We start from the raw sequence: 17,919 nt of genomic DNA, 5'->3' as shown, positions 1-17,919 counted from the left end.
AACCTTTACGCTATGCATCTGTTCTTTTATGCAAACCCATTTTCATGCAAACCCAGTAGTTGGGTAGCAATGTTATAAACGAGAGACATCGTAATGAAGAGATCGATCCTTGTCCTGCTCTCCTGTTCTATCGCTTTATTAGCAGGCTGCAGTGACCTTATTGTAAAATCAGCCCCAGTAGAATCCCATCCAAGCTCATTAGCTTTGGTGAACCCAGTGACCAATTGCCAAGCGTTAACCCAAGTGGATCTGACGGCTATCGGCGGTAAAGGCAGCCAAATTAAATCGGCTAACGAAATGGTTAATCAACAAGGAGCCACCGTCTGTGAAGTGCACGGCATGCTTGCTCCAACCATAGGTTTTACCGTACAAATGCCCACCCAGAATTGGGGACAACGCTTCATGCAACTTGGCTGTGGTGGCTTATGTGGCCGTATTGACCTACGCGTAGGCGCAGCCGATCAATGCCCTATGGTACAAAATTCGTCAATGGTACTGGCAGCCTCCGATATGGGCCACCAAGGACCCACCAGTGATTTTGGCGACATCGCGCAAAAACGTATCGACTTTGCGTATCGTTCGGTACACGTCACCGCCCTTGCAACAAAAGCACTGATAAAAGCCTATTACGGACAAGCCGAAAAATTTGCCTATTTTAATGGTTGTTCAGACGGCGGACGTGAAGCTTTGATGGAAGCACAGCGCTACCCTACCGACTTTAACGGCATTATCGCTGGCGCACCTGCGATGAACTTTTCGGTACAAAACTCAATGCATCACGGTTGGTTAGCCTTGGCAAACTCCGACAAAAACGGTCAACCTATTTTGCGTGCAGCACAGATGCCTATTTTGCATCAAGCGGTGCTCGATCAATGTGATGCGCTTGATGGTCAAACCGATGGTTTGCTACGCGACCCTCGTCAATGCCACTTCAATCCACAAGTTCTCCTGTGCAAAGCCGGCCAAAGCCAAGGGTGTTTGAGCCAAGCACAAATCGATGCGGCGAAGAAAATTTATGCAGGCCCACATGATGCAAAAACAGGAGAAGCACTTGCTCTCGGAGCACCTCTTCCCGGCTCTGAATTAGCATGGATTGGCGTTTTCGTACCACAAGATGGCTCAAACCAAATTTTCAGCACAATGATTGCTGAAGGCGCTCTGCAAAAAGTGCTGTTTACTCATAACCCAGACCACTTTACTTTATCTGATCTGCATTTTGACTCGGCCACTTTCGACCAGCTGCGTCCATTGTATGGTCTATATAGCGCGGTTGATCCTAACTTGCGTGCGTTCAAACAACATGGCGGTAAATTGATTCTGTGGCATGGTTGGTCTGATCAACATATCTCTCCTATCAACAGCATCGCTTACTTTGAAGCAGTGAAAGCGGAAATGGGTGAAGCACAAATGGATCAATTCATGAACTTCTACCTCATTCCGGGCATGTATCACTGCTTTGGCGGCGATGGTCCAAGTTCATTTGATCTGCTCACTCCGCTGATGGGCTGGGTTGAACAAGGTCAAAAACCTAATGCGATTGTGGCTAATCAGATGAACAACATTCAAGCTGACGGAGCAGGAGCACCACAAAAATCGCAAAGTAAGAAAATGCCTATCAAGCCACAAAACGTGAGTATCGTGCGCTCTCGTCCTGTCTATCCATTCCCATATGTTGCTCAATACAACGGTAATGGCGATGAAAATCAGGCAAGCAACTACCATGCGGTTAAAGGGGAAGAAGGTACGGCAAATTACTCGTGGGCGGGTCAGGAATATTATCAACCTGGCAAACAGCTCACTTGCCAAGCGGTCAACAACCAACTGCAATGTCAACCAAGGAAAGAAACTGGGCTATAACGTCGATAAGGGGCCGCAATGTAGCGGTCCCGTTACAGCTTAATCAGCCATGATATTTCGCTGGGTTAAACACCACTCTTGCAAAAACAAACAAAAAATTATAAATATACACAACTTCGATAAATAAGAATTATTACCATGTTAAACCCAATTTGGATGCGCACCTTCATCACCTTGATTGAAACTGGGCATTTTACGCAAACGGCTGAACGATTGAATATGACTCAACCGGGGGTTAGTCAGCACATCAAAAAGCTTGAAGAAGCCTGTGGCCACCCTTTGTTAGTGCGTGACAAAAAGCGCTTTGAAACGACACCTCAAGGACGCTTATTGTATCAATACGCATTAGAACAAGCCGAGAGTGAAAAACGCCTGTTGGATCATCTAAGTAATGACAAGGCGGATCAGGGAGAGTGTCGTGTGGCCTGCTCGGGGACACTAGCACTGCAGATCTATCCAGAACTTCTGCAATTTCAAAAAGAGCATCCAAAGCTATCTGTTCATTTAGAAGCAGCACCAAGCCAACGCATCTTGGAGCAAATTACTTCTAGTGACGTGGAATTGGGGATTGTTGTCGAAGAGCCTAACCCTATTCAATTTGAATCGATTCCCCTGACACCTGAGCCACTCGTACTTATTTTACCTCGTGAAGCAAAAATGGAACATCTCCCATTAAATGAGGTACTTAACGAATTAGGGTTGATCCATCATCCTGACTTAAAACATTATCTTGCTCAATTTGTCACGAATGTAACTACGCAAGAATCGCAATATATCCGCTTAGATCAAATTCCTTCGCGCGGCTATATCAATCAAATTCATCAAATTTTACTTCCGGTTGCTAATGGTATTGGATGTACCGTGCTACCTAAACGAGCATTAACATTATTCCCTTTACGCGATAAGCTTGTGGAATATAAAACCAAGTCGCCTGTTACTGAACCTCTTTATTTGGTCAAAAAACGTCATCGTCCTCTGGCCGCTCGTTATGAAGTGATAGCCACGCTGATTGAAGGTATTTTAAATAATGGTGAGTCTCGTATTTAGCTCTTATAGCCAAGTCACTTCAAGATGCTGATACTGCTCTTGTGCTAATCTGGCAGATGCTGATAAGCAGGCCCCCTTCGCCAAGGATGTCAAAATTAAGCCTCATGGATGGGTTGTAAGTCTACGTTCAACAATCGCCTAATTGACTCACATTGAGGAATGGTTATTAAAGCAATTTACGTTGGTAATCATCGGCATACATAACGAAGGTATTGGGCGAATCTTGCCGATAAATCCCCATCTTAAAGTAGGGTCCGTAACAATCTTGATAAGCGGTAGGACCAATGTAATCGACTACCTGCTTATTTTGAATCCACAGTTTTACATATCCATCTGCCGACCAACTCCAGTTCACTTGCACCTTAAATTGGTACCACTGATTTTTCTTTATAGGATCGCTGCGGTACAGCACATCATGTACCATCGCGGTGCGATTATCATGATGGACCGCCACTGATGAGGTTTGCAATTTAACCAATAGTTGGTCGCCACGCATATCCAACGCTAGATTAGGACTGCGACTAACCTCATTTAGATGCAAATCAGGTGTTGCATGCCATTGAGCAATCAACGCTCGAACATTATCGTTATGCCATTCGTTAGGAATAAAAACCCGAAATTGGTATTCAATTGGACGATGAAATGGCGCGCGATATTGCTCATAAAGTTCGGCTCTGGGGCGATTTACCGTGCGTGTCTGAAGCGTTTCACCTTGGCGCAATTCAAAACGCACTACCGAATTGTCTGCATCGGTCGGATCGCGGGATAAATGCAAGGCACGCGGATTAGGTGACTGAATAAGCCAACCTTTTAATGGCCATTGGCTGGGGTCAAACGAAATTGAAGTGCTCGTTTTCCCCGGGAAAGTACGCGCCGGACATTGCAGCAACTCTTGTGCATTAGTGCTCGCGCTGGTCAATAGTAAACCGCTGAGTAAGGTCAGCTTGGCGGCCAGTGGTGTCACGGTGAACTCTCCCTTATGCTCTGATAATGGCGCTATCATAAGCAACTATCATCTGGCAAAGAGTGCGCTAGCGCGAGATTTGACGTTAAGGTATTCACCTCGGCAGGCAAGGGGAATAGACCACAGCCTACCGAGCTAAATAAAAACTAATCTATTGATATAGTTCAACAAATTTACACAATATTGAACGTGAAACCGCCGCGTTTTTTAACCCAGCCAATAACGCTTCGACGGGTTGACCTTCCGCGACGAGTTTATCGTAGTTAAGATCAATAACAGCCTTTAGCAACGGCGCGGTAAATTCAGGATGAAATTGGGTAGAAATCGCAGTCGATGAATAACGAATAATCTGGTGTCCATCGCGCTCCGACGTTGCTAACACCTGCGCACCATCAGGCACTTTTGTCACGCGCTGTGCGTGAGTTAAATAGGCATCAAACTGGGTCGGCAATCCTTGCAATAAAGAATCGCTCTGTGCCTCTTTGACTAAAGTGACGGGCAAACAACCGATCTCTTTACGATCGGAAAAATAATCCACTTCACCACCCAATGCATAAGCCATTAATTGGTGCCCATAGCACACGCCCAACACTGAAGCCTCACAAGCAACGGCTTGACGAATCCACTCTGCAGTACGCTCACTCCAAGGTTCATGGTCTGTCACCATTGCCCATGAACCGGTAATGATGGTAACACGATGAGGATCTGGGGCTGGTAATGGTTCATTTAAATAAGGACGAACTATTTCAACCTCCGATGCCAATTTATCCAATGCCAAATAAAACCAATCGGCTAAATCTAAGAACCGTTCTCTTATTGCCTCTGGGGCGGTCCCTGTTTCAATAATTAGAGGTTTATAACTCACTGCGAAATCCTTCTCAACATAAGGCGAAAACAATGACTCGCTGTCACGAGCGATCTTCTTTAAGATAACGGTAATTCCCTACTCTGCACAATCACTATTTATCTGATTATTCGCGATGTTGCTGCTTGTTGATGTCGACGTTAACCATAGTCAAACCCCGATTTAAACTCGAAAAAACCAAGGATCCTTTTGATCGTTTTACACTGTAAAATAGCAATGAAGCCGAAAAAAAGCCCTAACACACAATCTAGCGATATGATTAGGGCGACGGGCCGTCAACCATGACGGAGAACATGATGTAAGGTCCCCAAAAGCGTAAAGCTTAATAAGGCGTTAACCTTCACTTGGCGAGAGTATCAAGCTCAGATAAATCCAGACTCTGTCTTGATAATTATTTAAATCGAGGCGGCAAATTTCTCCAATTTTATTCAATCGATAACGCAGCGAATTACGGTGGATAAACAATTTCTCAGCCGTTTTGGCACTGTCTAGGTTATTTTCAAACCAACTTAACAGTGTTTTCTTCAACACAGGATCCATCTCTTCGACTCGGCGGATGGGTTCAAACAGAAGTTGCTGCTGCCAATTCTTACGTTCGTTGTCTAATATGGCGGGTAACGTCACTTGATCAAACTCGAAATATTGCTGATCTTTTAACAGCTTCTTGCCACTATTGAGTGCCGCTAACGCGCTTTGATAAGAAGCAAAGAGCTGACGAGGATCAGAGTAAAACTTACCCAATGCGCCATGCAGCTTAAAACTGACTTCACCATCAAGGAAACGACGCATCTGATTCCATTCACTCTGACTGCTGGAGTATTTGAGCAAGATTAAGACGCGATTTTTCGTGAGTTCGACCGACAGCAGCTCTTTCTTCCAGCGTTTTAGGAGGTTGTGTAACTCAACCAACTGCTCACCACTCGATGCTTCCAATAAACAAACAACGTAATTGGCGTACAGGTCAATTTTAAGTGGAATCGCTTGTGACTCAATCAGTTCAAAATCCGCTTTCTGATCAATCCATTGAAGCAGCAAATCTTTTTTTCGCTGCTCCTTCCAGTGACTTTGTTCGACCACATATTCATGTTCCACCGTCATCTCGGCTGCCATCTTAACTAATTCTCCCAAGTGGCGAATATCGTTAGGAGGCCCAGAAATACCAATCACTCCAATAATGGTATTTTTGAATCGAATGGGTAAATTGACCCCGGGTTGAGTACCGCGCATGTTTTGTGCAGTAACATCATCTATTTCAACAGTAGAACGTTGGCTCAATGCCACCACTGCCCCACTGTGTTTTTGATATTTTCGCGCAGGATTCGTTGCGGCAATGATCAATCCATCCGCATCCATAACGTTAATGGGATACTGGATAACTCGCCGTGCGTGATACACGATTTGTTCTGCTATTTCGGTATTCAATTCCACAGGTCACCTCATCTGCCCGCAATGCGATGCAATACAATGGATACATACCCAAACAACCTTCATTTGGTATCGTAAAGTTGCTTGGGTATAAAGTCGCTTAGGTATATTGGGTAAAAAAGCCACCTCGGATCTACGGTGGCAAAGCAAGTAACGTATTTAATCGTCCACTCAACACAGCGAAGTTCGGCTGAGCCTTACACCCTAATGGACCGACACATCGCTGTGATTGAGCTAAGTTATTCTTATCTACAGACAGCTATTCTTGTCTAAGCACTGCTTAATCTCTTACTAAACAAGGTTTTTTAGGGTCAAATTTCCAACCAGGAATGAGGTATTGCATGCCGATTGAGTCGTCACGAGCACCCAGACAGTTGTCCATGTACAACTTATTGGCTTGTTCCACTTTTTCCCAATCCAGTTTGATACCAAGGCCTGGTTCTGTTGGTACAGCAATTTTGCCGTCTTTGATTTCAAGTGGCGCAGTAGTCAAACGTTGGTTGCCTTCTTGCCAAATCCAGTGCGTATCAATGGCAGTGATATGACCAGGCGCTGCGGCAGCAACGTGAGTAAACATCGCTAGAGAAATATCGAAGTGGTTATTTGAGTGAGAACCCCAAGTGTAACCAAACTCATGACACATTTGCGCCACACGTACAGAGCCTTCCATGGTCCAGAAGTGCGGGTCTGCCAATGGAATATCAACCGATTGTAGGCTCAAAGAGTGGCCCATTTGACGCCAGTCGGTGGCGATCATGTTAGTTGCGGTTGGCAAACCAGTGCGACGGCGGAATTCAGAAAGAATTTCACGACCAGACAAACCATTTTCCGCACCACATGGGTCTTCAGCATAAGCGAGGGTGTCTTTTAGGTAGATACCCAATTCAACCGCTTCTTCCAGTGACCAAGCACCGTTTGGATCGAGAGTTACGCGAGCATCAGGGAAAGCTTCTTTAATTGCTTTTACTGCTTCCGCTTCTTCTTTACCGGCCAACACACCGCCTTTTAATTTGAAATCATGGAAACCGTAACGTTCATGACTAGCGCGTGCCAATTGAGCAACTGAGGCTGGAGTCATCGCTTTTTGGTGACGAATACGGTACCACTCACAAGTTTCATCATCTTGGTTTTGGTAAGGCAAATCTGTTTTGTCTTTATCACCGACGAAGAACAGATAACCCAGCACTTCAACTGCATCACGTTGTTGACCATCACCTAGAAGTGAAGCAACGTTTAAACCAAGATGTTTACCTAACAAATCAAGGAACGCAGATTCAATGGCAGTAACCACATGGACAGTGGTACGCAAGTCGAATGTTTGCAGACCACGACCAGAGCTGTCACGGTCGTTAAATTTGTTTTTAACGGCGGTTTTTACATTTTTGTATTCCCCTACAGAGCGACCCAAAATCAATTCGCGCGCATCTTCCAGAGTTTGACGAATTTTTTCGCCTCCAGGGACTTCACCTAAACCTTCGTTACCAGCGCTGTCTTTCAACACCACGATATTACGAGTAAAGAAAGGGGCATGAGCACCACTTAGGTTTAACAACATACTGTCACGGCCAGCAACAGGGATAACATGCATTTCAGTAATAGTAGGTACAGACATAATTCGTTCCTTTAATCTTTTGCTGTTTAAATCAAAATTCGTTTTAAATCAGAGAGTAAATAATCAATGCCACAAAGAACCCAGTGAAGCCCACAATGGTGTCTGTCACGGTCCACGTCTGCAGCGTCTGTTTTTCGGTTAAGTTGAGGTAACGGTTAGCAAGCCAGAAACCTGAGTCATTTACGTGAGATAGGAGTTTTGCACCACCACCGATTGCGATGGTAACGACCGCTAGCTCTGCGCCACTAAGGTGCAGTGGTTCTAACATAGGTTGAATCAAGCCGACTGCGGTTAACATAGCGACCGTGGCTGAACCTTGAATAACACGCACAAATCCTGCGAAGAGAAATGCGAGCACAACAACGGATAGGTCATATTGTGATAGAAACGCGCCAACGGCATGACCCACACCAGAGTCCACTAACACTTGTTTAAAGACGCCACCAGCACCTGTTACAAGGATAATCACGCCTGCTGGTTGCAATGCTGAACTACAGATATCCATCACATCTTGTTTAGACAATCCGCGGCGAATCCCCAGCATGTAGAAGGCCATAAAACAAGCGACCAAGATGGCGGTAAATGGGTGTCCGATAAACTCAAACCACGAATACCATACTGAGCTTTTATCGATAATATGTAGCGCAATGGATTTCACGCCAATCATGATAAGTGGCAGCAAAATCAACCCCAATGCCAAACCAAAGGTCGGAGGCAGTGGCTGATCTGATGCGCATTCACCAGCACACTCTTTACCTTTCAATTCTGGTAGTGGCATCTGTACACGTTTTGCAATCCAGTTGCCGTAAACAGGGCCACCAAGAATCATGGCAGGAACCGCAGCTAAGATGCCAAAAGGAATCACGTAACCAAAATCAGCACCCAGTTGGGAAGCTACCAAAATAGGCCCCGCCGTTGGAATCAAATACGCTTGGCATGAAGCAATCCCGGCTAGCAGTGCACAACCATTTGCTGTGACAGTACCACCACCACGGCGAGCGGTAGCAAAAACCAACCCAATCAGCAGTACCACGGCCACATCAAAGAACAAAGGTAAAGCACAAATTAACCCGGTTAGGCCGACCGCCCATGGGGTATATTTAGCACCGACTTTGCGCACAAGAGTTTGGCCAATCACATCCAACGCTCCGGTTTGCTCCATCACTTTACCGAACATTGAACCAAGGGAAACAACCACGGCGATAAAACCTAGAGTTCCCGCCATACCTTGTTGAATGGTTTTGTTGATGTCTGCAGGAGACATACCGGTCGCAATCCCTGCCACCATCGAAACTAAGATCAAAGCAATGACAGCATGTAAACGCGCTTTCATTACTAAAAAGAGTAAAAGTAGTATTGAACCGACAGCGGTCCAGATAAGATACATATCTGACATAATACTGTTCCACGTTAGTTATAGGGGTTATTACTTCACTAGAGCTGCGCTTTTAATTACTAACGCTATATTTTTACTTGTATTAATTATGTTTTCTTCGCATGTTTTAAATGCTTCTGCCAGCGTCATCGGCTTATTTAAAACCGAAAAGACCGCGTTAACGCCTTGCTGGTATACTTCATCAAGCTCATGAGAGACACTGCCGGCGATGCCTATCACAGGAACACTGTACTCAAACGCCAAGTTACCAACACCACATGGCACTTTGCCATGAGCACTCTGGCTATCAATCCGCCCTTCCCCAGTTAACACCAGGTCGGCATCTTTGATTTGAGCACGAAGTTCGACTAAATCACTGATGATATCGAACCCATTGCGCAGTTCTGCTTGGCAAAACACCGCTAATCCAGCACCCAAACCACCAGCAGCGCCACCACCACGAATGCTCTTCGCATCTTGATTAAGATCTTGTGCAATTACGTGAGCAAATTGAGCTAAACAGCTATCAAACTGTTCCAACTGTTCCGGTTGCACGCCTTTTTGTGGACCAAAAATATAGGTTGCCCCCAAAGGGCCTAAAAGTTGGTTATCCACATCACAGGCGACTTCAAATGAAACCTTCGCCACTCGAGGATCGAAACCGCTCAAATCAATATGTGCCAAGTCCGCTAGGGCTAAACAGCCGACCGGCAATTCTTGATGTTGTTGGTTTAGTAGGTGGGCACCTAACGCTTGAACCATACCCGCACCGGCGTCATTTGTGGCACTGCCACCGATGAAGAGCACAATGTGGTTCACCCCTTTATTGAGTGCATCTACGATCGTTTGCCCCACACCGTAAGTGGTTGCGTTACCCGGTGCACGCTGCTCTGCAGTGGTGTGTTCAATACCACATATCTTGGCGATTTCGATTAGCGCAGTTTTCCCATCGGCTTCAAGGAAATAGCTGGCACTACGGTCGTTAAAATAGGCATCTTTTACGGTTAAAGTAATTTCTTGACCTTGAAGAGATGCTTTGATTGCATCGAGTGACCCTTCACCACCATCGGCCATCGGTACTCGAACATATTCAGCGGTAGGAAATACGTGTCTAAAGCCACTTTCAATGTGCTGCGCAACATGCTCAGCAGACATGCTCTCTTTGTAAGAGTCGGGCGCAATAACAATTTTCATACGTCGTCCTTTATGAGAGGTAGTGGCTGCAAAAGCAGCCACCACAAAGGCCAATTAGTCAGCAATTTTTGTGTTAGTCATTTTTTCGTAGTAGAGAGCCAATGCATCATGGTCACAACCACCGTGGCCGTCTTCACGTAGGCTATACATCATTTCCAATACTTGACTGGTCAATGGAAGTTGAGAACCAACACCATGAGAAGTGTCCATTGCATTGGTTAAATCTTTGATGTGCAGGTCAATACGGAAACCAGGTTCGAAATTGCGTTCAAAAACCATAGGTGCTTTCGCATCTAATACAGTAGAGCCAGCCAAACCACCACGGATAGCTTGGTAAACACTACGAGGGTCAACACCTGCTTTTTTAGCCAGTGTTAATGCTTCGCTCATTGCTGCAATGTTCAATGCAACAATCACTTGGTTAGCCAATTTAGTGACGTTACCAGCACCTACTTCGCCGACATAAGTCACAGAGGAAGCCATAGCACCGATCACTGATTGGTATTTATCAAACAGCGCTTTGTCGCCACCAACCATCACAGCCAGAGTACCGTCGACCGCTTTTGGTTCACCACCAGACACTGGGGAATCAAGGTAGTTAACGCCAAATTTTGCCAATTCATAGGAGATTTCACGGCTGGCTAAAGGAGCAATAGAACTCATGTCGATAACGGTAGCGCCTTTTTCTGCACCTTCTACTGCACCGCCTTCACCAAGCAACGCTGCTTTTACGTGAGGAGAGTTTGGCAGCATTGTAACGATCACTTCGTTACCTTTCGCGGCATCTTTTGATGATTCTGAGCCGGTTGCGCCCGCTTCTACTAGCTCATTGATAGCGTCTGCATTGTTATCAAATACTGTCAGTTCGTGACCTGCTTTAAGTAGGTTTTTAGCCATAGGTTTGCCCATGATACCCAGGCCAATAAATGCGATTTTCATGAATCCTCCTTATAGGAACTTCTCTTTGAGTTGAACAGCGGCTGACTTGAAGATACCGATATCGCTACCGACTGCGACGAAGTTCGCGCCGAGTTCAAGGTAACGGTTCGCATCTTCTTGTTTTGGAGCAAGGATGCCGCAGCTTTTGCCTGCTTTTTTAGCTGCTTCAATAACGTGGCAAATGCTGTCGAATACTTCTGGGTGAGCAGCATTACCTAGATGACCTAGAGACGCTGCCAAATCTGAAGGGCCAACAAATACAGCATCGATTCCCTCTACAGCCAGAATTTGCTCTACGTTATCTAAAGCTGAGCGATCTTCGATTTGAACAACGATAGAGATGTTGTCGTTGATTTTTTGTTGGTAGTCAGACTGGAATCCCCAGTTATTGGAGCGGTGCGCTACACTCACACCACGCACGCCTGCTGATGGATAGCGTGTGTAGCTCACCGCATTTTCTGCTTCTTCTTTCGTGCAAACGAAAGGAATGAGGAAATTATAAAAACCGATATCAAGCAGACGTTTAATTTCAACTTTATCGTTACAAGTTGGGCGAACAAACGGTGCTGAATCGCTGTCTTTTAATGCCATCAACTGATGGATAAGGGAGTTGATATCATTCGGCGCATGTTCACTATCAATCAACAGCCAATCAAATCCGACTTGACCTAATAGCTCTGTCGTCAAAGGGTTGGTCATCGCTGCCCAGCAGCCGATCATTCGTTCACCGTTTTTCAGTTTCTGTCTTGCTTGATTAGGAAATATGTTTTTCATGACGCACCTTGATAGTCGATTACGATGGAGAAATTAAACCACCTCGGACCACCCAGCACATTAGGCAGCACTACAAATCTCAATGCTGTTTTTTTAATCGTCGCTGTGCATATGCACAATTGGTACGTGATCCAAGTCGTTAAAACCCATGTAAATGTGTGCTAATTCACAAAATAAGGAGGGTAAATTAAATCGCTAAAAGGGAGAATTTGTACGGGTGAACAAAACACACTCGTAAGAAAAGGTTGCCGAGCTACCAATACTGATGTGCAGTCACATCAAATAATACCCAAACAACCTCAAGGCAGCGAAGCTAGCTTCGCCCTTGACGTTATTTGGGTGCGATGAGGTGGAATTTACACGGTAAGAGGTTGTGGGGCGTGAGCAAGCAGCTTTTTAAGAGGCATATCTTCTTTCATTACTGGTGACTTAATCACGATATAACTGAAGTACTTAGAGATACCAATATTACTATCCACCATACTCTCGATCACTTCTTGGTAATGAGCAATATTACGAGTGACAAAACGAACTAAATAGTCGTATCCGCCACTGATGAGATGGCACTCCATAATTTCATCTATCTGTTTGAGGTAGTTTTCAAACTTAATGAAATCCTCGCGTTTGTGCCCATTGAGATACACTTCGGTATACACGGTAATGTATTCAGTAATCTTGGCAATATTAAGAAAGGCTTTGTAATCTTTGATAAAACCGGCTTGTTCCAATCGCTTAACCCGTTGCAAACACGGGCTAGCAGAAAGCCCTACAGCATCTGCCAACTTCACGTTGGTCATACGGCCATTTTTTTGTAACTGAGTCAGAATATTGATATCTATGCGATCTAACCGAAAATCCGTTGCCATAGGTCACTCCTTTGTGCACAGTGACATCAAGCTGAACTGATTGATGATGAACTTTTGCTTGCGAGAATACCTTTCTGCCTACTACCCAAGAGCCATCATACTACTGCATCAAATTCGCCGACGTTAATTTAGGTATCAATCGGTTAAAGCATATTTGATGCCATTTCCTCGCAGATTTTCTTGATGTTCAAAAATCAAAGTAGCTAAACTCTCTTTAGTACTAGAGCCAGCACGAGACAATACACGCACGTGCGGAAAGGTTAAGGTTTGAGCATTAATGGGGTTAGTCACCACAACCGCTTGATCATCCGTTAAACCCAGTGAACGCAAGTGTCGCTGTATCTGATCAGGCTCAGAATCGCGTAATAAAATGTCATTGGGGCTAAGCTGAAATTTTTGCTTGAGGTATTCCACGTCCTCTTTTTCCCGATCGCAACGCACCATCACCCGATAAAACTTTTTTAGATAGTGCAGAGCGCCAAATGCGTCTTCAAATGTGGGCCACTTCCCTATTGAGCGAGCAAAATGCAACATTTCCCGCCACTGGGCTTGCAAACCAAAATGCGTCAAAACATCGGCAAAACAGAAGCACTGAATGGCACAAAAGCCCAACTCTGGCAATTGCCGGAGGTAGTGAACATAACGTTCGTCGTAATGATTGATTGCCTTTTGCTGGCTCAAAATATCCTGCGGCATATCCTGCCGCAGTTTATATAAGTTGAGCAAAAATCCTTGATGATGATTAATGAGAACACCATCACAATCGAGGATCACTAGCTGAATCTGTCTGTCACTCATAAGCCAATTTCCTTATGCCACTTTGTTCATTTAAAGTGCATCCATGCACTGTTACTGAGCGAAACTTACGTGCTTTACACTCAACATGCGCGGTGAGAAAGTACTTTCTCACAAGCTTTATCTAACATGGTTAATGCTTCGGTAAGTTGTTCTTCCGGGGTATTAATCGGTGGCAGGAAACGAATGGCATTGCGGTAAGTACCACATTTTATTACCAACATGCCCTCCTCACGACACGCATCGATTAATCTCTGTGTTAACTCTGCATCGGGTGTCAGATTTTGCTCATCAGAGACAAGTTCCATCGCCAGCATAAATCCCACACCGCGCACATCAGCAATTTCTTGGTATTTTTTGGCGATGCTTTCCAGCCCCTCTTTAAAGAAATGGCCATTGCGACTGGCTAGAGCTAAAAGATCCTCTTCTTCAAAGAGTTTTATCACAGCAGATGCTGCTGCGCAGGCGAGCGCATTCCCCCCATAAGTACCACCCAAACCACCAGGCAAAGGGCCATCCATGATATGAGCTTTACCGACAACCGCAGAAAGTGGTAAGCCACCAGCTAAGCTTTTCGCCGTCGTCACAAGATCAGGTTGAATACCGCTGTGCTCAAATCCAAACATCTTACCGGTTCGACCGAATCCTGCTTGAATCTCATCACAAATTAATACGATGCCGTTATCTTCAGTGATCTTACGCAGTGCTTGCATAAACTCGGTTGGGGCAGCGAGGAAACCACCGTCCCCTTGCACAGACTCAATCACAATCGCAGCCACTCTATCTGGCGTCACATCCGTTAAAAACAGTTCATTGAGAGCATTCAATGCATCTTGAGTCGTAATACCACGAAACGCATTAGGGTAAACGGTATGGTAGACTTCTGCCGCTAGTGGTCCGAAATTTTGCTTATAAGGGGCACTCATACCGGTCAGTGTACTTCCCAATAATGTCCGTCCATGAAAACCACCACGAAAAGAGATGACCGCTGGTCGATTGGTGTAACCGCGCGCGATTTTCACCGCATTTTCTACCGCTTCAGCACCCGATGAGAGCAACACGGTTTTGTATGCTTCACCTTTACCAACCAAGCGATTAAGCGATTCTGCGACGTCAAGATAAGGTTCGTAGACGACAACTTGAGCGCAAGGGTGAGCCACTTTGTCCAGTTGCTCAATGACTGCATTAGTGACCGCGGGATGAGAATGGCCGACATTCAACACCCCAATGCCGCCAACAAAATCGAGATAACGTTTGCCATCCACATCCCATAATTCCGTGCCTAATGCCTTCGCGATAGCCACGGGATGGGCGTTCACTAACCCACGAGGAACTTGCTGCTGTTTGCGTGCTAATACGTTGTCACTGCGAGACTCACTTTCCATCACTTCTACTCCTTGAATTGGTTTTAATTGAAAGACTCAGGACATAACACTGCGGTTTTACCCCTACTTTCTCTATTTAAAACGCTACCATTTTTCGTCAGTGTGCATTGCTTAATTCAACCAGCGAATCTCCACATTCAACTCTTTTTACAACAGCAAACAGCACAATCCGTTGTCACCGCACTCTATGCTGTGAGCTCTTTTTTGGTGCCAGAATCTGCCGTCTTGTCAGCAAATTTCAGCACTATCAAACTGCAATTTATGGCACACTGATCCCACTGACATTTTTAAGGGACTAAAATGGTTATTCTTTATCACTCTGAACCGAAACGTGGCGCACATTGGCAGCAGCAAATTAAACAGGCATTTCCCGACATTGAATTTCGCCTTTGGCCTGAACATGGCGATTTAAACGAGATTACCGCGCTGGTGGTATGGCAGCTTAAGCCAGAATTACTTGCTCAACTTCCTAATTTGGAAGTGATTTTTACGGTTTCTGCTGGGGTGGATCAAATCCCAACTGAGTATGTACCCCAGAACGTTACTCTGGTCAGAATGATCAATACCGATTTGGAGCAGCAGCTTACTGAGTACGCTTGCATGGGGGTATTGAATATCTATCGCGGCCTACCTCTGTTTACTGCTCAGCAGCGCAATCATCTCTGGAAGCCGTGGTATTGCAAACCCGCGAACCAATTTAATGTCGGTGTGATGGGGCTAGGACAACAAGGGAAAGCCGTTCTACGTGGACTGCAACAGTTCCACTTTAACTGTAAAGGCTGGGCTCGCAGTCAGCACGACATTGAAGGTGTGGACAGCTTTGCTGGTGCAAAAGAGTTAAGCACTTTTTTAAGTGACTTAGATGTGCTGATTTGCTTGCTGCCTCTCACTGCAGAAACCAAAGGTATTTTAAACCAAGATATCTTTAAAGCCTTGCCACAAGGCGCATCGCTTATCAATATGGGCCGTGGCGAACATGTCAATGAAGAAGATCTTATTGAGGCATTAAACAGCGAACAACTCGGCTACGCCCTGCTCGATGTGGCTTGTGTTGAGCCCCTTCCTGAGCAACATGCTTTCTGGTCGCATCCTAAAGTGCAACTCACTCCGCACATTGCTGGTATTACACGTCCAGAGGCTGGTTTTATCTCTCTCAAAGAGAACATTGAACGTTGGCAAAAGGGATTGCCACTGTTAGGTGTTGTGGATGTCAATAAGGGCTACTAAAGCGATACCAATCCTAGTGCCACAAGCAATAGATTTTTCCTTAATACAAAAAACCAGCGACAGATATCGCTGGTTTTTGCAATTTGGTCAAAGACTAAATTCCGCCCATATGCCATGCTTTCACTTCGAGATACTCATCTAAACCGAGCTGAGAGCCCTCCCTGCCCAATCCAGATTGCTTAACGCCACCAAACGGGGCGATATCCATTGAGATAACACCGGTATTTTGCCCCACCATTCCAAATTCCAACGCTTCTCCCACTCGCCAAGCTCGAGACATATCCCGCGTATAATAATAAGCACCCAATCCGTATGGTGTTTGATTGGCAAGAGTAAGTACGTCAGCTTCGTCATGAAAACGAATTAGTGGAGCAAGCGGCCCAAAGGTCTCTTCTTCACAAACGAGAGCATCAGAACGGACATCGGTAAGAATAACAGGTTGCACAAATGGGCTGTTCTCGTCAGGAATGACACCAGCATACAGTGTTGCCCCTTTGGCTAAGCCATCTTCAACATGACGTTTGACCTTATTAACGGCGGCGGCATTGATCATAGGACCTATGGTCACGCCCGCTTGCATCCCATCTCCCACCACCAATTGGTCGACTTTTTCTTTCAATTTGGCTGCAAATTCGTCATAGATCTTATCGTGCACATAGATGCGGTTAGCACACACACACGTTTGCCCAGCGTTACGAAATTTGCTCAGCATTAGCCCAGCCACAGCGGCATCTAAATCCGCATCCTCAAAGACAATAAAGGGCGCATTACCGCCGAGTTCTAAACTCAGGCGTTTGATGGTCGATGCACTTTGTTCCATCAAAAGGCGTCCAACTCGAGTAGACCCTGTAAAGGTGATTTTGCGAATCGCATCGTGTTGAGTAAATACCGCCCCGATCATCGCAGCCTCCCCCGTTAACACATTGAAGATCCCTGCTGGTACACCCGCGCGCTCTGCCAACTCAGCCAAAGCCAATGCCGAAAGTGGTGTTAAATCGGCTGGCTTAACGACAATCGGGCAACCCGCCGCTAAGGCTGGAGCGCATTTGCGCGTAATCATCGCCGCCGGGAAATTCCATGGCGTAATGGCCGCACACACGCCAATCGGTTGTTTGATCGTCATTAAACGTCGATCCGTCGCAGGAGCAATCAAGGTTTGCCCTTGCATGCGACGTGCCTCCTCTGCGAACCATTTGATAAAGCTCGCAGCATACGCAATTTCGCCTTTCGCTTCTGCTAATGGTTTCCCTTGCTCCATGGTCATGATGAGGCCCAAATCATCCTGATTTTCCATCATCAACTGATACCAACGATACAAGATATCACTGCGCTCAGCCGCAGGCACTTGACGCCAAGCCTGCCAACTCTGCTGGGCAAATTCTATGCTATCGAGAACTTGAGCTTGGGTAAGCGCAGGTACAGTTGCAATACATTCGCCATTAGCTGGGTTTAATACATCAATGGTGGCACCATCCTCTGCCGCAAACCACTTTCCTTGATAATAAGCGAGCTCTCTAAGTAAGGTTTTATCCTTTAGAGCTTGAATAAATGAAGACGCTGCCATGTGTTACTCCCTGTTATTGGCAAATATCAT

The 17,919-nt window shown here is 45.6% G+C and carries 15 protein-coding genes; 3 read left to right on the top strand and 12 right to left on the bottom strand.

The window, feature by feature from the left end:
• Positions 1-93: 93 nt before the first annotated feature.
• Positions 94-1,857 carry a tannase/feruloyl esterase family alpha/beta hydrolase gene (locus tag JCM16456_RS17005; protein WP_082712354.1) on the top strand — a complete coding sequence of 588 codons (1,764 nt, stop codon included), beginning with the start codon at positions 94-96 and terminating at the stop codon, positions 1,855-1,857.
• 138 nt (positions 1,858-1,995) lie between these two features.
• A complete protein-coding gene (locus tag JCM16456_RS17000) occupies positions 1,996-2,904 on the top strand; it encodes a LysR family transcriptional regulator (RefSeq protein ID WP_068716727.1) in 909 nt (302 codons plus the stop codon).
• A gap of 166 nt (positions 2,905-3,070) precedes the next feature.
• Here JCM16456_RS17000 and JCM16456_RS16995 read toward each other — a convergent pair whose 3' ends face one another.
• The 11 genes from JCM16456_RS16995 to JCM16456_RS16945 all read right to left on the bottom strand — a co-directional run bounded on the left by JCM16456_RS16995 (position 3,071) and on the right by JCM16456_RS16945 (position 15,098).
• The gene (locus JCM16456_RS16995) at positions 3,071-3,907 is read right to left on the bottom strand and encodes a polysaccharide lyase (protein ID WP_082712353.1); all 837 of its coding nucleotides are present in this window, start codon (positions 3,905-3,907) and stop codon (positions 3,071-3,073) included.
• Positions 3,908-4,019: 112 nt separating this feature from the next.
• Positions 4,020-4,733 carry a glutamine amidotransferase gene (locus JCM16456_RS16990; RefSeq protein WP_068716723.1) on the bottom strand — a complete coding sequence of 238 codons (714 nt, stop codon included), beginning with the start codon at positions 4,731-4,733 and terminating at the stop codon, positions 4,020-4,022.
• A gap of 333 nt (positions 4,734-5,066) precedes the next feature.
• On the bottom strand, positions 5,067-6,161 hold the full coding sequence (locus JCM16456_RS16985) for a sugar diacid recognition domain-containing protein (RefSeq protein WP_068716721.1): 1,095 nt from the start codon (positions 6,159-6,161) through the stop codon (positions 5,067-5,069).
• Positions 6,162-6,438: 277 nt separating this feature from the next.
• Positions 6,439-7,770, bottom strand: a complete 1,332-nt coding sequence (locus tag JCM16456_RS16980) for an enolase C-terminal domain-like protein (RefSeq protein ID WP_068716719.1) — start codon at positions 7,768-7,770, stop codon at positions 6,439-6,441.
• 43 nt (positions 7,771-7,813) lie between these two features.
• A complete protein-coding gene (locus JCM16456_RS16975; RefSeq protein ID WP_068716716.1) occupies positions 7,814-9,166 on the bottom strand; it encodes a gluconate:H+ symporter in 1,353 nt (450 codons plus the stop codon).
• A gap of 30 nt (positions 9,167-9,196) precedes the next feature.
• A complete protein-coding gene (locus JCM16456_RS16970) occupies positions 9,197-10,339 on the bottom strand; it encodes a glycerate kinase (protein WP_068716715.1) in 1,143 nt (380 codons plus the stop codon).
• Positions 10,340-10,393: 54 nt separating this feature from the next.
• A complete protein-coding gene (gene garR / locus JCM16456_RS16965; RefSeq protein WP_068716713.1) occupies positions 10,394-11,278 on the bottom strand; it encodes a 2-hydroxy-3-oxopropionate reductase in 885 nt (294 codons plus the stop codon).
• A gap of 9 nt (positions 11,279-11,287) precedes the next feature.
• Positions 11,288-12,052, bottom strand: a complete 765-nt coding sequence (gene garL, locus JCM16456_RS16960) for a 2-dehydro-3-deoxyglucarate aldolase (protein WP_068716711.1) — start codon at positions 12,050-12,052, stop codon at positions 11,288-11,290.
• 356 nt (positions 12,053-12,408) lie between these two features.
• Positions 12,409-12,918: an Lrp/AsnC family transcriptional regulator gene (locus JCM16456_RS16955; protein WP_068716709.1), complete on the bottom strand. Its 510-nt coding sequence runs from the start codon at positions 12,916-12,918 to the stop codon at positions 12,409-12,411.
• Between the two features lie 135 nt (positions 12,919-13,053).
• Positions 13,054-13,716: an HAD family hydrolase gene (locus tag JCM16456_RS16950; protein ID WP_068716707.1), complete on the bottom strand. Its 663-nt coding sequence runs from the start codon at positions 13,714-13,716 to the stop codon at positions 13,054-13,056.
• 80 nt (positions 13,717-13,796) lie between these two features.
• Positions 13,797-15,098 (bottom strand): aspartate aminotransferase family protein, encoded by a 1,302-nt coding sequence (locus JCM16456_RS16945; protein WP_068716705.1) that lies wholly within the window; start codon positions 15,096-15,098, stop codon positions 13,797-13,799.
• 300 nt (positions 15,099-15,398) lie between these two features.
• On the opposite strand from JCM16456_RS16945, the gene JCM16456_RS16935 reads away from it, so the two are divergent.
• On the top strand, positions 15,399-16,325 hold the full coding sequence (locus tag JCM16456_RS16935; RefSeq protein WP_068716700.1) for a 2-hydroxyacid dehydrogenase: 927 nt from the start codon (positions 15,399-15,401) through the stop codon (positions 16,323-16,325).
• 94 nt (positions 16,326-16,419) lie between these two features.
• On the opposite strand, the gene JCM16456_RS16930 is transcribed toward JCM16456_RS16935, so the two are convergent.
• A complete protein-coding gene (locus tag JCM16456_RS16930) occupies positions 16,420-17,889 on the bottom strand; it encodes an NAD-dependent succinate-semialdehyde dehydrogenase (protein ID WP_068716698.1) in 1,470 nt (489 codons plus the stop codon).
• Positions 17,890-17,919 lie beyond the last annotated feature (30 nt).

This window comes from Vibrio tritonius (assembly GCF_001547935.1).
GTDB classification, from domain to species: Bacteria; Pseudomonadota; Gammaproteobacteria; order Enterobacterales; family Vibrionaceae; genus Vibrio; species Vibrio tritonius.
The sequence above is the reverse complement of the archived record's forward strand: the minus strand, read 5'-3'. Positions and strand labels throughout refer to the sequence as shown.

Excerpts from the sequence above, each read along its gene's own strand:
- JCM16456_RS17005 (WP_082712354.1), top strand. The coding sequence starts at position 94 with ATGAAGAGATCGATCCTTGTCCTGCTCTCCTGTTCTATCGCTTTATTA.
- JCM16456_RS17000 (WP_068716727.1), top strand. The coding sequence starts at position 1,996 with ATGTTAAACCCAATTTGGATGCGCACCTTCATCACCTTGATTGAAACT.
- JCM16456_RS16995 (WP_082712353.1), bottom strand. The coding sequence starts at position 3,907 with ATGATAGCGCCATTATCAGAGCATAAGGGAGAGTTCACCGTGACACCA.
- JCM16456_RS16980 (WP_068716719.1), bottom strand. The coding sequence starts at position 7,770 with ATGTCTGTACCTACTATTACTGAAATGCATGTTATCCCTGTTGCTGGC.
- JCM16456_RS16975 (WP_068716716.1), bottom strand. The coding sequence starts at position 9,166 with ATGTCAGATATGTATCTTATCTGGACCGCTGTCGGTTCAATACTACTT.
- JCM16456_RS16970 (WP_068716715.1), bottom strand. The coding sequence starts at position 10,339 with ATGAAAATTGTTATTGCGCCCGACTCTTACAAAGAGAGCATGTCTGCT.
- garR (WP_068716713.1), bottom strand. The coding sequence starts at position 11,278 with ATGAAAATCGCATTTATTGGCCTGGGTATCATGGGCAAACCTATGGCT.
- garL (WP_068716711.1), bottom strand. The coding sequence starts at position 12,052 with ATGAAAAACATATTTCCTAATCAAGCAAGACAGAAACTGAAAAACGGT.
- JCM16456_RS16955 (WP_068716709.1), bottom strand. The coding sequence starts at position 12,918 with ATGGCAACGGATTTTCGGTTAGATCGCATAGATATCAATATTCTGACT.
- JCM16456_RS16950 (WP_068716707.1), bottom strand. The coding sequence starts at position 13,716 with ATGAGTGACAGACAGATTCAGCTAGTGATCCTCGATTGTGATGGTGTT.
- JCM16456_RS16945 (WP_068716705.1), bottom strand. The coding sequence starts at position 15,098 with ATGGAAAGTGAGTCTCGCAGTGACAACGTATTAGCACGCAAACAGCAG.
- JCM16456_RS16935 (WP_068716700.1), top strand. The coding sequence starts at position 15,399 with ATGGTTATTCTTTATCACTCTGAACCGAAACGTGGCGCACATTGGCAG.
- JCM16456_RS16930 (WP_068716698.1), bottom strand. The coding sequence starts at position 17,889 with ATGGCAGCGTCTTCATTTATTCAAGCTCTAAAGGATAAAACCTTACTT.